This window comes from Janthinobacterium sp. SUN073 (assembly GCF_030397665.1).
Lineage (GTDB): Bacteria > Pseudomonadota > Gammaproteobacteria > Burkholderiales > Burkholderiaceae_D > Janthinobacterium.
On record NZ_JAPUBT010000008.1, the window covers coordinates 103,108 to 118,748 of the forward strand.

The following is a 15,641-nucleotide window of genomic DNA, read 5'->3' on the forward strand; positions in this document are numbered from 1 at the left end:
ATTTGTTTCACATCGCCACCTCGGCTAGCCAGCCATACTTGATGCCAATGCCACCAATCAAGAACCAAAAAAATCGTTCTTTTTGGCAATATATTTTATTCCAATTTTAAAAATAAAAACCATTTATTAATTACTTTTACAGCAATTAATATCGAGAAAATTTTTCACATCGAGGCACGCGCACAATCATTGCGCTTAGGTCACGGCGGCAATCACATCACGAAAAGATCGGAGAACAAATGAGATTTAAGCATGAGCATAGCCTATTTTTTGGAGCAATTTTCACGCTGGCTCTTACAGCTTGTGGCGGAGGTGGTTCCGCTTCGTCGGTACCCACTCCACCACCCCAAGTTGCAAATGCCCCGACTGCAACCGTAACGCTTAGCACGAATAAGGCAAAGACTGGTGACAATGTGTCTGTTACTTGGAACTCTACGGATGCAACGTCCTGCGTCGGATCTGACGCGCTATCGACGAGTACGACTTCCGGCGCCACTGCTGTAACTGCGGCGCCCGGTCAAACTAAGTTCACACTAACCTGCACGGGTGCAGGCGGCAGTAAGATCGCAACAGCTACGCTTGCTGTTCCGTTGCCAGTTATGGCGACATCAAATCTTAATGCAAAATCGCTGAATACAGCACCAAAGGCGATGCCGACATATGTAAGTACGAATGCCTACAATGAGTCTGCAGGCAGCGGGGTTGCTTTTGGTGACTTCTTACAAACGGGTGAGTTATCGTTGGTTGTTGCCACCAACAGGTTTTCGATCGACCCGACAAAACCCAATCCAGTAGGTGCCATACATTTTTACAAGTATATGGATGGGAAGCCTGTTGATGTGACGTCAACGTTACTGACAGACACGACTGGCTGTGTAGCCCCACGTCGTGTCCTTGTGGCAGATTTCAACAACGACGGTAAACCCGATTTGTTCTTATCGTGTCATGGTGCGGAATTTGGCCCAATAGCAAGCTGGCCTGGCGAACAACCACGCATTATTCTTAGCCAACCCGACGGCACCTATAAAAATACCCCTGCGCCGATTACATGTTACTGCCATGGCGCATCTGCTGGCGATGTCGACCGTGACGGCAATATAGACATACTCGTGAGTGACCTTAATCGCTCACGAGACGGTCGTTCTAGCTTTGTAATGCTGCGTGGAGATGGCAAAGGCGGCTTCCGCGAAGCTCCTACAGGGTTTATTGCATCAAATGCCGATTACACGATGTTTGACAAGGCATACTATAACGGCGCGTTTGATGTTGAATTGATTGACTTCAACGGCGACGGCTTGCTTGACTTATTTCTTGGCACTGGAGAACTTCAGACAACACCGCGTATTTTATTGGGTGACGGTACTGGTCGATTCATGAACACCTTAGTTAGCTTTGAGAAGGGCCCTAGTGACTATCATCTCAACGACGCAGTCTTTTTGAATGGTTATTTGTATGTCTATACCAACCTAAACAGCGATAACTACAAGAGTCAGATTCGCAAATACGATCTGGTCACTGGACGATATACGCTGATTTATGATGGAGCAAAAGCTTATCCAAATTGGACAACATACAGTAACGATAACGTGTTCATCATGCCCTATAAAGGTACCTTGGTAGCTTATGATAGCCGATTTTCGCTTGCTATCCCTATCTGACCATATCTCGGTTGAATGAAACTTGGGGCCGCATCAGGGATACGGAATTTTATGGGAACAGTTGATTTTTGCAAAATCCCAGCGGCCCCCTTGTGCACTTTCGACGAGAAAATTCAAACTCAAGAGCGTCCAGACTATCAGTGGCGATTTATAAATTATTTCTTGGACGGTCGATGCTTACGCTCTTACAGCGGTTGTGAAGGTGCTGGCAATAGTCGTTAGCCGTTCGCAGCCTGTATCAAGCACTTCGATAGCTTGTCGAAGTGCAGCAGCGCAGCCTGAGTAAGCTCGATCTGCTTGCGGCGCGTGTCCTCAGTGTCGGACAGCATAATCCAGCCCTTCTCACGCATGGACTTGAGCCGACTGTGAACGGTAGCGGGTGAACCGAATTCGTCTTTGGCCATCATGTCACGGACAGACAGCCGCTGCTCATCTTGTCCAGCACGGGCGACGATAGCAAGAATACGTTCTTCAAGGGGATCGAGCGAAGGCAGGGACGGCAAACCACGCAACGCTTCTGCCAACTGCAAGAAACGCATATAAATATCGGCAGGTCGTTTAGGATGTGTCATAAAATCGTTTAAAACTACTCGGGTATTGTCGGACCAACCGACAACTGCAATTGCTACAAATTTTAGCACATAGCCTACCACTAGCGCATTCGTCGCTGAGGCATCGGCAACAGCGATAGCAGCCACTTGGCCGTATACAGAACTATTAAGCTGCCAACCAGATCACCGATCACCATAACAAAGAGACCGGGCACCAGTTGGTTACCCCCATGTATCGAGAACCATAGATGATGGAGTAATGGACTCGCAACTGAACAACCCAGTGCGCAGAGCAGCAAGCGTTGTGGCGTTAGATTGGTCAATGATGCCTGCAAACCGAATCGAGATTGCGCTGCTACATAGACAAGATACGGCCCAATAGCACCAGCTACTGTACCTGTTGTTGCGCGTAGCGCGTCACCTGGGAAGTAATACCAATAACAGGCAAACCAGCCAGCTACAAGCAGTCCAATCGCCCCTGCCCGTCCAAACATCAGTGTACATAAAAGCCGTGTGCCAGCTGGAATGTAAATCCAACCGATGCCTTGTAGAAATTCTGCGCGTCGGAAAAACAGCTCGTTGACAACCATCATCGCCCCATGAAGGCAGATAGTTCCCACGACCATGTAGAAATCCATTCGGGAAGGCGAAACAGGCTGATTCATGCTGTATTGAAAATTGCTGCTGCGGTCACCAAGACCACATCTCTCTTGCACAACAGTAACACATTCGACGCAAACAGTTCAATGTAAGTGCCCATGCATGCAACACAGCATCCGCAGGCTCAAGGCTTCTTTGAAGGTTGGCACACAGTGGCTGCTCCGTCACTGATGACATATGCCTTCCGTCTAATGGCACGAACAAGCACAGGCCCAGCCCCCGCCGGAATACGAACAACTTTTGGGTTTGCGGGGTCAACGGGGTCAACTTCGGCTGCAGCCTTCGGCTTTGTTTTTCTTGCTTGACTGAATTCAACATATCGCATTGCAACTACCTCCTGCCATATTTAGCAGAAGATCTTTGTATGCAAAAAAATACGCATCAGCCGATCTAAGCAAGTTCGACAGCTACCCGCTGCATGTCGTCATTCACATCAATGTAGCGCTGCGTGGTTGCTATATTTTGATGCCCTGCCAAAGCCATCAACACTCGTACGCCAACGCCCTTGCTGGCAAGATTTGTAATGAAAGTTCGGCGGCCTGAGTGGCTGCTAGCACCATCAATCCCGGCTTCCTTGTAGAGAAAGTGGAAGTGCTGGCACAGGGTGTTGGAGCTAAAGGCCAGACGCTTCTGTGTGTAGAACAGCGGCATATCGCCCTGCACCCGCTTAAGCGTAGCAAGGTAGGTTGACACTTCCTTTTGCAGGCGTTCGTTTAAAAAGACTGTCCGCGCCCTGCTCCCTTTGGTCTGTTCTGGCAACAATCGAATTTCCGATCTAACGCGTCCATCCTCCGAGAGCACATCACCGATCCGCAGGGCTGCTACTTCGCCAACGCGCATACCGGCTAAATGCGTCATCAACAGCATTGCGCGATTTCTTGCTGCGTGCCGTTTAATTGCAATGAAAGCGAGAATTCGCTTGAGTTCTTTTTCTGTGAGTGTCTTTGCTTGTGCCATATAGAAAACAAAAGGATTTAATGCACCCGAGGATGCAACCTTTTGTTTTAGAAATCAACCGAAAACTGATGGCAAGTAATTGCCTTTAATTTCAATAGGTTAGCTGACAATGTAAGAATTTAGCAATTTCCTTATATTTTAAGAAGAAAGATATCTTTTAAAATACTTATTACATATAAAACAAGAAGGAAGACTCCAAAGCGGATACTAGCACCGTCGCGTAGGGTGACAGTGCTAGTCAGGCGCTAGTTGGATGATATGCTAGCCATAATTTCCAGAGGCGGCAACGCACGGACAATCTTCATCGTCTCAAGGCTTACCGTAATAACCCTTTGGAATAATTCAAGCGGGTAGCGAGCATTGCCCATCGTTTCAGTCGCCCACAAATTGGCATCGTTAACGATGCCGCTGTCCTTATGTGTGGTGACTGATTGCCGCTCCATTACCCATTCCAAAGCTGGTTTACCGTTAACAACATAGTCGTAAGCTTCCAATGGAATGCCGGTCATAGTGATCTTGTGGTTGTAGACCACACGGGACCTGTCTGTCTTAATTGCGAATTTCATTTGTGTTACTCGGAAATCAGCATCATCCAGCCCACTCATAAGCAAACCGCCGCCTTCATATCCTACTGGATGACACGGGACCGATTCGTAATTAATATGAAGATCAGCAAGTTTGCGTCCAGCCTGAGAGAATTTCCAAAAATCCGTAGCGGTCTTAACACATGGAATGCGTGGCAGCTCCTTAGTCAAATTATCAGCGTAACGGTCTCGGTAGTCAGAAGAATGAAGCAAGCCGTAAACGTAATAAAACACGTCTTCATTTCCAATTACCTCGTTTGGATAAGCGATTTGGAAGTGACTCAAAGCAGATTGGCTAATGCCGTCATTGCGGGCAAACCCTTGTATAGTGGCCTTTCCAAGTTTTTCCACGGGGGTATCAGCAAATATATCAGCTTGTTTCGAATCTTTGGGCGATACTTGGTCTTCCTTGCTATAGATATACAGCGGAAAACATTGAGCCTTAGATATCATTTCAAGATCGGGTATTTTGTCTGTCACGAAAGCACAAAAATCTTTTGTCGCCCCCCTGCCAGTTACACAAATTACAATATTCTGTATATTCGCTGCTGGAAAAAAATTTGGCACTAGCGCAACATCATTGATAAAGTAACGATCAAAATATAGATATTGTTTAGTAAATGGTCTATAGAGGCCGACAGTCATTGTGTTATCACGGTACTCTCGAATGGAAAATTTAGATATATCATTTCGGAGCGCTCGCGACCAACTTATCTTCGATGGATCCAAGTTAATAAAATCCTCAACAGGAGTTCGCTTATCCAATAAGACTTTAGAGAAAAATTGTTCATATCTGTGGGATTCACTATTAAAGAACGAAATCATCTCATTTACTTTTATTGATAACGATTTTTTTGAGAATTGATAAACCCATGCATCGCGATTGGTTTTTATCCCCATTGAATAGGTGGAAAAAACCGTTTTTATTCCGTTATCTTTTTTGTCGCCAAGTGAAATAAAATCACTAAAACTATTGTCTCGCTGACTTATCCAGTCTCCGTGCTCATCTGGTGTAATTGATACCCAACCATTGCTCTCACTAATCCCGGCAATGCTTGTGTAATTACAAATCTTTTCCAATTTTTCATTTTGAGTCAAATAATCGCCAATGTCGTGCCAGTAAATCTGTCCATGGGTCTTTGCGGCAGGGTTTTTTACGAATAATGTGATCGCAATAGGTGTGCGAGTGCCCTGACCAAAAACATTATCCTTTTCTTTGCGACGTTGCTCGCCTGATGTTCGAGCATTTCCGCGTAAATGAAACACGTATAAACTACTAAATTCATCGGCCAAACATTTACGCAAACCATCAGCGGTATTTGCATCCAAAAAACCAGCGTTCGTCACATATCCGATTACTCCGCTATTGCCGATGCGATCACTTGCCCAACGAATTGCCCGAATATAACTATCGTAAAGAGAGTTTTTATTTGTGGCGTTTGATCTTAATGCGTACGTATTTCGAATTTTCTCATCCAACCCAGAATACGCAACATTTTGATTATTGTCGTTTGCACTAGCCTGACCCGCAGAGTATGGCGGATTTCCGATAATTACACGAATATCAAGCTTTTTTTGTTTCTTACGGCGTGCACTATTCACCACTAAAACTTGATCGACCAAATCCTCTTTTTCGTAAAGCTGGAAAGTGTCAGTCAAACAAATACCTTCAAACGGTTGATATTCTCCGCCAACAATATCGTGATAAACGGACTCGATGTTAATTGCGGCAATGTAGTATGCCAACAAAACAATTTCGTTGGCGTGGATTTGACTGCCGTATTTCTTGGGCAGCTCTGCTTTGCTTATCAGGCCACTTTGCAGCAGTCGCGTGATGAAGGTGCCGGTGCCAGTAAAGGGGTCGATGATATGGACGTTATCGCTGGCAAGCGTCTGGTCAAACTCACTTTTCAGAATGCCATTGACGCTGTGGATGATGAAGTCCACCACTTCCACCGGCGTATAGACGATGCCCAGGCGTTCCGTCATTCTCGGGAAGGCGTTGCGGAAAAACTTGTCGTACAGTTCGACCACGATTTTCTGCTTGCCCTCAGCGCTTTGTATGCCGTCGGCGCGCATTGTTACGCTGTCGTAGAATCGTTGGAGCGTATCGGCTTCCTTCTCCAGGTGATGCTCGTGCAGCACGTCCAGAACACCTTGCATGGCAAGAGACATGGGGTTGTGCTTGGCAAAACTGTAGTCCTTGAACAGGGCGTCAAATACCGGCTTGGTTATCAAGTGTTGCGCCAGCATTTCGATGATTTCGGCATCGGTAATGCTGTCGTTCAAATCGTCGCGCAATTCGTTTGCGAAGCAGTCAAACGCAGCACGTTCTTTAGTATTGTCCGGGTTTTCAACAATGGTCGTTATGCGGGTGATGTGAGTTTGGGCTATCTTCGCAATGTCGTTCGCCCAGTCCTCCCAGTGGTGGCGATTGCCGCATTTTTGCACCACCTTGGCGTAAATGGCGCGCTCAATTTCACCAATTTCAAATTCCAAAGTTGCTTGCTGCGGAACCTTGTATTCAGCATGGTCTTGACCAATACCAAACTGACCCTTGCCCGTATTGGTCTTGCTCTTGCCACTGCCCTTGTCGGCTTTCTTGTTGAGCTTGTCGGTGACGGCGATGACTTCCATTTTTTTCGGGTCTTTGCCAATCAAATCGAGCTTGTTGACCATCGCATCAAAGCGGTCGTCGTGTGAACGCAAGGCTTGCAACACTTGCCACACGACTTTGTAGGTCTTGTTGTCGTTCAGCGCTTCATGCGCCTCCATGCCATCCGGGATTACGACAGGCAGGATTACATAGCCGCGTTTCTTGCCGGGAGCGTTGCGCATGACACGCCCCACCGATTGCACCACGTCCACTTGCGAATTGCGTGGGGTCAGGAATAGCACGGCGTCCAGTGCCGGCACGTCCACGCCTTCGGACAAGCAACGTACATTGCTCAAGATGCGGCAGGTGTTATCCGGGGCTTCGGCTTTCAACCATGTCAGCTTTTCCTCTTTCTGACTGGCGCTCATGCCGCCATCAACGTGGGCCGCTTCACAGGTCAGACGTGCGATGGTCTCAAACTCGTCTTCTTCCTGATAGGCTTCAACGACTGCCTGGAACATGCCAGCGATGTTCTTTGAACTGACTTTGTGCGTTTTTGCCGTCATGGCATTTTTTTGCGATTCGATGACCTGGCAAAACGCCACGGCGCGGCGCATAGGATCTGTATCGCCGTTCAAATCGTCTTGCGTATCTTGCTTGCTCAGGGCTTTCCAGCAGCCGATAATCTTGGCCGCATCGTCCACCTTGAGTTGATTGTTTTCATCGGCAAGCAAGCTTTGTAGGCGACTGCTAATGTGCTTCGCGTCCACGGCCAGGACGATGACCTTGTAATCGACCAGCAGGCCGCGCTTGACGGCCTCGGAAAACGTGATGACATACAGTTCCTCGCCATACAGTGCTTTATCGTCCATCGAGCAAATCGCTACATTGTCCTTCTCTGCACTTGCTTTGGCGGTGTCGGCATAAATGCGCGGCGTCGCGGTCATATAGATGCGTTTGGCGGAATGGATAAAGTCAGCGTCGTGAACTTTAACGAAACTGCTTTCATCATCATCGCCAAATGTTGCGCCTGTTGTGCGGTGCGCTTCGTCACAGATAATCAGGTCGAAATCAGCAAGCTCGAATAGCTTCTGAGCCTTGCTGATAACATCAATCGAGTGATAGGTAGAGAAAACGACGCTCATGTGTTCGTCGTCATGGCGCTTTGCCATTTCTAATGCCAGCCGTGCTGGCTCTGTCGTGGCTGGGTATCGCAGCTCATGTGCAAAGGTTTGAACCACATCCTCGTCTTTCGCTCGCTTCTTCCCGACATCGCTATCAGAACAGACAGCAAAGCTGTGTAGCGGCGTGGCGCTTTCCTGCGTCCATTCAGTCAGTGTTTGCGACAGCAAAGAAAGGCTCGGAACCAAGAACAGCACCCGCTTGCCAGCACCAGCCAATTTTTCAGCAATCTTCAAGCTGGTAAAAGTTTTGCCGGTACCGCAAGCCATGATGAGCTTGCCGCGGTCAGCAGTCATTAACCCATGCTCAGCGGCGTTCAAGGCAGTCTGCTGGTGTTCACGCAGAGTCTTTTTTGCTTTGATGACTGGCGCTTGGTGCGGGCGGTATTTTGCCCAATCAATCTGACTGTTTTCGAGATCGTTCAAGTCGATTTTGTTGACAGGCGGCTGCTGATTTTGTAACGCGTCGTTGGCGTGCTCGCTCCAATTGTTGGTCGTGGTGACGATTAGGCGGCGAGTGAATGGTTTCTTGCCTGAGGCAGTGAAGAAGCTGTCAATGTCGGCCTTTTGAACCTTGTAGTCGTCTGCGTAAAATTTACATTGAATTGCGTGGATTTCTGCCGTTCCTTGAGTTCGCGCAACAAGATCAATGCCGGTATCGCGACCATCCAAACCGTGCTCTTTTGCCCACTCCGTATATGACCAGACCTTGTCGTACAGGTCGCGGTAAGTAGCTTCGTTGCGGAAATAGGTAACGATCAGATCTTCAAAGTAAGTACCTTTTTCGCGTTCACTAACGGATGCTTGTCGGTAGGTATCCAGTAATTCATGTAAAGCGGCCATGTTCGAGGGCTTTCTGTTGGAAAACAATGACCGTTATTATGGCCCACAACGAACACTATCGGGTCTAAAAAGGCACCATTCTTAAGCGCCCTAACGCTTGCTTTCATATACCGTCTAGAGCCTTGCTCTTGTACTGTCGGTTCAACCGACAACTAAACCACCTTTAACAGATAGTAGGCGAAAGATAATGTTTTAACAAACCATACCCAAAAAGTCATTATTTTGTTGATTTTATATCAACAATACTACACCATCCTTTCCGTGAACAACTACTAAGGATGGCAAATATGTCCCTGCTGAACAGCTTGAAAATCGTTACCGCAAAACGCCCTGCCCCTGTATCGCCAATCGCACGTCGCCGTGACATGCTGATCACGAAACTGAACGAACAGGTCGCTTACGCCCAAGCCCAGCAAGACGGCGGCGTGTACGCGCCAACGCGCATTTGCACCGTGAAGGATCAAGAGTCCGGCGAGAGCAAGCGCATTGAAATGCCGAAGCGCGTTAAGCCTTGGTGGTTTACTGATGACAGCGGCAAGCTGTGCCTGGTCGTCAAATACGGCACTAAACCGCTGGAACTGGCGAAGGGTAAGGTTGCTATCGAGATGACCGCGCAAGCTGACCTGATCCCGACGCTGGAAACGCTGAAAGCTGCTGTATCTGCTGGCGAGTTGGACGCTCAGATCGAAGTAATGAGCGGCATGCTGCGCAAAGGCTTCGCCAAGAAGTGACCTGGCAGTTGGCAGCCCATGCTGCCAACATCTCTAGCGCAATGTCGGTTTAAACGACACCCGCTACCTGCACACGTCTTGAAGTAATAGCTGTTAAGTGCCGTGGGCCAGAGGTCACACCTATACAAACAGCCGCAAAACTAGCAGCAATCGCGGAACTCTACGTGGAAACTGCTATAATTTTTGTATCAATATTTTACCCACTATTTGGCAACTATCTGGCGCACCCAATACCTGATTGCCATCAGCCGAACTGTGCACATCACAATTAACTTGAGTTGAGCAAATGAAGAAAGCGCCAATCGCCCTGATGCAGACAACGCTTGAGAAGTGTGGTGATTGTGAAATGTGCGGTATTAGAAAAATGTATGCCCGGCTTCGGCTTAACTTGGCTATGGAGCGTTTCCTAAACGCGAGAAACCGGCAAGAAAAAGGGCAAGCGGCGCGATGGGTAGTCGCTTGGAACGCCCAACTCGTGCAACTGGCAAGCAACTCGCTCCGCCATGAGGAAAAATCACCTACGCATCGATGCAAATTGTGACATGAAAAATTTCAAAATTCACATATTCTGCGCATTTTTTGCACACAATGCTACGACTGACAGGAAAGCCGCATAGGCACAGGCTTTCTTTTGTGCAACGCTTAACCCATCGTTTTCATGGCGCGCGCGACGCCGCCAATGTTGCCAGGACGACTAGTTTCGACAAGAATAAATCGCAGGCGTTTGAAAAGAGACGTGTTGATTTCGGGCAGATTCATTTAAAATAGCGCTATTGCGCGGTATCGATACAGGAAATTTCGGGAAACGGAGTCACAAAACGCTGACGCCAGGCCGGGATTTTAACCACTTCGGCACCGCTCCGCTCTTTAATTCATTCTTGCACTCTATCGTACCGGCGCCGCAAGGCGGCCATGGGCGGTCGCGTGCTTTTAACGGAAGCTCACATGCACCCAATGCTCAACACGGCGATCAAAGCCGCCCGCCGCGGCGCCGCCGTCATCAATCGCGCCTCTTTTGACCTCGACCGCGTCGTCGTCACGGAAAAACAACATAACGATTTCGTCACCGACGTCGATCAGGCGGCCGAACAAGCCATCATCGAGGTGCTGTCCAAAGCCTACCCGGACCACGCGTTCCTGGCTGAGGAATCGGGAGCTTCCGCCAACTCGCACGACGAGAATGAATATCAGTGGATCATCGACCCGATCGATGGCACCACCAACTTTATCCACGGTTTCCCGCAATACTGCATCTCGATCGCGCTCGCGCATCGCGGCGTCGTCACGCAAGCCGTCATCTACGATCCGGTCCGCAACGACCTGTTCACGGCCACCAAGGGCGCCGGCGCCTACCTGAACGAAAAACGCATCCGCGTCACCAAGCTGGACCGCATCTCGAACGCCCTGCTGGGCACCGGCTACGTGGCCGGCAGCGCCCGCGCGCTGGACGAATACCTGAAGATGTACGCGATCATGGGCGAACGCAGCCAGGGCGTGCGTCGCGCCGGCTCGGCCGCGCTGGACCTGGCCTACGTCGCCTGCGGCCGCCTGGACGGCTTCTACGAAAAAGGCTTGAAGCCTTGGGATATCGCTGCCGGCGCCCTGATGATCACGGAATCGGGCGGCATCGTCGGTGAATTTTCCGGCGAATCGGACTACCTGTACAAGGGCGACGTCATCGCCGCCAGCCCGAAGATTTTTGGCCAGATGATCACCCTGCTGACGCCTTTCGCCTGATCGCCAGACGCAGACTGATGTAAAAAAAGCTGCCGGAGGAAACTCCGGCAGCTTTTTTTTGCCCAGTGACCCGCGGTCAGTCGCTGACGGCGTATTGCGCCGTTGTCACCACGCCATTCGGCGTTTGCACGCGCACCGTCAACAGGCCGTTGCGCACGCTGTTTGGCTGGCACGCGGTGCCGATCTGGGTCACGTCGCTGATCATCTGCACGGGATAGATCCAGCTCGCGGAACTGGCGCTGTCCATGCTCGGCACGACAAAGCTGGCGCTGCTGACGATGCTGCCATTGCTCGCCGAGAAGCTGATCGTCGTGCCGGCCGGCAGCGGATTGCCAGGCAAATCCATCGCCAGCCCCGTGACGGCGGCACGATTCATGGCAAACACGGTGTCATTGCTATCGCGGATGGCGAGCGGGAAGGTCCGTACCCTGTTCTCGAACACGGTGCCATCGACGCACTTGTCCAGATCAATGGTGGCAGCGCCCAGCGGCGTGAAACGCGCCGTGCTGCCGGACAGCACCTGCACCAGTGCCTGGCGTATATGCACGGTGTTGGCGACCGTCGTATTGGCGCTGGAGGCAGCGCGTCGGATGCCATTGTACTGTCCATCACCGGCCTGGTCCCAGATGCCGTTGCCATTCGAGTCGATTGGCATTTCGTCATTGGCACGCACGGCATTGCCCGTGCTGTAGGCGTCATCCTTGAAATTGGCGTTGCTGCTAACAATGGCGCGGTCATTGCGGAACGGTTCACCCAGGTCGACATAGCTTTCGCCGATATCATACAAATTGTTGCCATTCGCATCGACAAAGCTTTCCTCACCCAGCGCAACCGCCAGGATGGTCACGCGGCCGTCAAGCGGACGGGGGTTGCCGGGGCAGAAACGCACGCTGCACGAACCCGGTATGCCCTTCTGCGTGATCACCGTACCGTCCGTCAAGGTGGTGTTGACCAGGCCCGTCAGGCAGGATGCATCGACGGTGCCGCCTTCGGCCGTGAAGCTGACGGCCGTGCCATCGGGCACGGGATTGCGGAAATGGTCGCCCAGGCGCGCCGTGATGGTGGCGCCCGTCGGCGCGGTGCAGCCGGCATAATCCCGGCCTTCCGTATTGAACATGGACGTGCTCAAGGTAAAGCTGTCCTGCTCGGGTACGCCGGTGGACACCACCAACTGGTCCGAGACCGTCGACAGGCTGGTGCCTTGCAGGGTGGCCGTGACGCGAATCGGCGTACTCATGGTGCCGGAAGCCACCGTGGTGCTGACGCTGCCATCGGCGCCGCTGGTCGATTGCGCCGGATTGAGACTCAGGCCGCCTACCGTGGTGTTGAGCGAGAAATTGACCGTTTTGCCGCTGACGGGATTGCCATTCCTGTCGAGCACCTTGAAGGTGACGATGGACGACTCTTGCCGGCCCGCCCCGCCCGTGCCTTTCAGGGCGATGTTTTGCGGCAGCGCCGAGACAAAGCCGATCTGGCCGGCAGCGGCCGTCTGCACCGTCAGGGTGCCCGTCTGGCTCAAGGTGGTGGCATTGAAGACGGTGCTGGCCGTGATCACGTCCGGCGCGCCGCAGCCCTTGTCGATGTATGACGTGCTGGCCACGCCATTGACCGTATTCACAGGACTGCTGATGGCCGCCTTGCCGGCTGCGGCGCAAGGCGAGCTGAAGACAACCGACTGTACCGGTGCATACACGGCCGCGCCATTCATCACCGTCACGCTCAGGCCAGCCGTGCCGCCCGCCGACAGGGTCGCCGGCACGACGCCCACGCCGCCCAGGGTCAGGGTCGGGTAGACCACCGTGTAATTGATATTCGACGTCACCACGCTGCCATTCACCGTGGCGCTGGCCGTCAGCGCAAAAGCGCCGCTCTGGCTGCCGGCCGCGATGACGATGCTGGCCACGCCGTTCGCGTCCGTCAGGGCGCTGGCCGCACCCGGGGTGAAGCTGGCGCTCTTGTCGCTGCTGTTCAAGGTCAGCAAGACGCCCGACAGCACCGCACCCTTGCCATCCTTCACGACAGCTTGCACGGTGGCGCTGTTGCCCGGGCTGACCGAAGTGGTCGCCTTGCCGGCCCCGTCTTTCAGGCTCAGCGCCAGGGTCGCCGGCAACGGCACGACGGGTGTCACGGGAACCACCGGCGTGACGGGTGGCACCACGCAGCCGGGCAGGTTCGGATTGCGGCTCGGGTCCAAGGTGCTGCAATCGCTGCCGCCGGAACCGCCCCCACCACAGCCGGCCAGCAACGTCACTGCCGTGCCGGCAGCCAGACACAGCGCCCAGCGCGCCGGCACACCGCTACTCATCAATCCAGACATGCACTTCTCCCTGTTATTTTGCTGCTGATCATGTGTTACTGCTATCTTGTTCAAGCTTGGTCGCGCCCCAGGATCAGGCGGATGCCGGCGCCGCGCCCCAGGCTGGCGACAGCCACCAGTTGCATGGCCTCCCCCCGCTGCGCCAGCGCTTGCCGCAAGGCATCGGCCTGGCGTGCGTGGCCGGGCGCGTACAGGATCTGGCTGCGTTCCTGGCGAAAACCGGGCTGGTTGCGCAGCCGGCTGACCGCCATGCCCCGCGCCTGCACGCGCACGCGCACCTGCGCCGCCATGCCGCGTATGCCATTGCCATTGATGATTTCGATCTCGGCCAGCGCCTCCGGCGCGACGGCCACGGCTGGCGCTGCCGGCGCGGCCGGCACCAACGCCAGCTGCGCCGCCTGCACCAGTTGCAAGTTATTGCGCGCCAGTGCCGTGCCGCCATCGCGCGCCATGGCCTGCTCGAGCATGCTGGACGCTTGCGCGAGCTCCCCTTGCAGGTAATACACATAACCGAGATTATTCAGGGGCTGGGCAGCCTCAGGGAAATCGCGCACCAGCACCAGCAGCGCCGTGGCGGCCTGTTCAAGCCGGCCCTGGCGCGCGTCAAGCACGGCCAGCGCATTGCGCGCCGCCAGTTGCTGCGGGTCAAGGGCGATCGAGGCGGCAAAGGCTTCGGCCGCAAGCACCAACTGGCCGCGTGCCTGGTAGAACTTGCCCAGTTCAAAATACGTGACGGCATTCTGGCCAGCGGAATGGCTGATGCGCTGCACCGCTTGCATGTTCCACTTGGGCACGGCGGGCGCACTCGCGCAGCCTTGTAACAGGCAGAGCAGCAGGAGCAGGCTGAAAAGACGCACGGGCATGCTCATACGCCCTTCATAGCCGGTAACAAGACACGGTAAATCTGCAGGATGGCTGGTCCCATGAGGACGACCATCAATGCGGGGAAAATGAAAAAGATCAGGGGAAACAGCAATTTAAGGGCGATTTTTGCGGCCGTTTCCTCGGCACGCTGGCGTCGCTTGGTGCGCAGCTGCTCAGACTGCACGCGCAGCGAGGCGGCGATGCTGGTACCGAAACGCTCCGCCTGTATCAGTAGCGTCACCAGTGCATCGACATCTTCCACGCCCGTGCGCAGGGCCAGGTTGCGCAAGGCCTTGTCCTTGGTACTGCCGGCGCGCAGTTCCAGGGTCACCAATTGCAATTCCTCGGCAAGGACCATGCTTTTCATGCCAATTTCCTGTGCCACGCGGGCCAACGCCGCATCCATCGCCAGGCCCGCTTCGACGCAGACGGTCATCAAGTCCAGCGCATCGGGGAAGGTTTCAAAGACCTCGCGCTGGCGCTCCGTCAAACAATGCTTGAGCCACATGTCGGGCAGGTAATAGCCGATGGCCGCCGCTGCCACTATCCAGAAGAACAGATTGTGGTTTCCATGGCGCAGCAGCAGATACATCAGAATGGGGAACAGCAAAGTCAAGCCCGTCTTGGCGGCGTAGAACAGCGCCGGCGCGGTACTCTTGCGCCACCCCGCATTAATGAAGCGGATGCGGACCGGCGATTCTTCCCAGCCCTCTTCCGGCACCGACAGCTTGGCCAGCGGACGCGTCAGGCTGACGACACGCGCCATCCAGCGCTGACTGGTGCGGTTTCCCCTGTCGGTATCGACCTTCTTGCCGTCAAGCGTATCGAGGCGCACTTGCACGACATTGCCCGCAAATAGCCGCAGCACCACCAGAACGATGCCGAATACAATCAGAAATAGCACCGCCAACAGGCCTATCTGCATGCCGCTCATATTGCCGTCCCTCGCCTTTTCAATTGCC

10 protein-coding genes and 1 pseudogene are annotated in these 15,641 nt (G+C 52.9%); 3 read left to right on the forward strand and 8 right to left on the reverse strand.

The window, feature by feature from the left end:
• Positions 1-239 precede the first annotated feature (239 nt).
• Positions 240-1,658: an FG-GAP-like repeat-containing protein gene (locus tag O0882_RS20590; protein WP_289950979.1), complete on the forward strand. Its 1,419-nt coding sequence runs from the start codon at positions 240-242 to the stop codon at positions 1,656-1,658.
• 218 nt (positions 1,659-1,876) lie between these two features.
• Here the strand turns inward: O0882_RS20590 and O0882_RS20595 are convergent, their stop codons facing one another.
• From O0882_RS20595 to O0882_RS20610, 4 genes are all read right to left on the reverse strand, one after another.
• Positions 1,877-2,230, reverse strand: coding sequence for a winged helix-turn-helix domain-containing protein (locus tag O0882_RS20595; RefSeq protein WP_289950980.1), 354 nt, complete (start codon positions 2,228-2,230; stop codon positions 1,877-1,879).
• Between the two features lie 80 nt (positions 2,231-2,310).
• Complete coding sequence (locus O0882_RS20600; protein ID WP_289950981.1) at positions 2,311-2,874, reverse strand: hypothetical protein; 564 nt, start codon at positions 2,872-2,874, stop codon at positions 2,311-2,313.
• 385 nt (positions 2,875-3,259) lie between these two features.
• Positions 3,260-3,826, reverse strand: coding sequence for a tyrosine-type recombinase/integrase (locus O0882_RS20605; protein WP_289950982.1), 567 nt, complete (start codon positions 3,824-3,826; stop codon positions 3,260-3,262).
• 245 nt (positions 3,827-4,071) lie between these two features.
• The gene (locus O0882_RS20610) at positions 4,072-9,030 is read right to left on the reverse strand and encodes a type ISP restriction/modification enzyme (protein ID WP_289950983.1); all 4,959 of its coding nucleotides are present in this window, start codon (positions 9,028-9,030) and stop codon (positions 4,072-4,074) included.
• A 287-nt stretch (positions 9,031-9,317) separates the two neighbouring features.
• Here O0882_RS20610 and O0882_RS20615 point away from each other — a divergent pair, with 287 nt between their 5' ends.
• Positions 9,318-9,761, forward strand: a complete 444-nt coding sequence (locus O0882_RS20615; protein WP_289950986.1) for a DUF6641 family protein — start codon at positions 9,318-9,320, stop codon at positions 9,759-9,761.
• Positions 9,762-10,406: 645 nt separating this feature from the next.
• Here the strand turns inward: O0882_RS20615 and O0882_RS20620 are convergent.
• Positions 10,407-10,520 (reverse strand): annotated as a pseudogene (locus O0882_RS20620) (tRNA (cytosine(32)/uridine(32)-2'-O)-methyltransferase TrmJ); the annotation flags it as partial.
• Between the two features lie 195 nt (positions 10,521-10,715).
• Between O0882_RS20620 and O0882_RS20625 the strand changes: the two are divergent.
• Complete coding sequence (locus O0882_RS20625) at positions 10,716-11,498, forward strand: inositol monophosphatase family protein (RefSeq protein ID WP_035826389.1); 783 nt, start codon at positions 10,716-10,718, stop codon at positions 11,496-11,498.
• A 76-nt stretch (positions 11,499-11,574) separates the two neighbouring features.
• Here O0882_RS20625 and O0882_RS20630 read toward each other — a convergent pair whose 3' ends face one another.
• From O0882_RS20630 to O0882_RS20640, 3 genes are read right to left on the reverse strand one after another with little or no spacing between them, the layout of a single operon-like run.
• Positions 11,575-13,815 (reverse strand): Ig-like domain-containing protein, encoded by a 2,241-nt coding sequence (locus tag O0882_RS20630; protein ID WP_289950987.1) that lies wholly within the window; start codon positions 13,813-13,815, stop codon positions 11,575-11,577.
• A gap of 50 nt (positions 13,816-13,865) precedes the next feature.
• Complete coding sequence (locus tag O0882_RS20635) at positions 13,866-14,684, reverse strand: LytR C-terminal domain-containing protein (protein ID WP_289950988.1); 819 nt, start codon at positions 14,682-14,684, stop codon at positions 13,866-13,868.
• Positions 14,681-15,613 (reverse strand): type II secretion system F family protein, encoded by a 933-nt coding sequence (locus tag O0882_RS20640; protein WP_289950989.1) that lies wholly within the window; start codon positions 15,611-15,613, stop codon positions 14,681-14,683. The genes O0882_RS20635 and O0882_RS20640 overlap by 4 nt, the downstream gene beginning before the upstream one ends.
• Between the last annotated feature and the right edge of the window lie 28 nt (positions 15,614-15,641).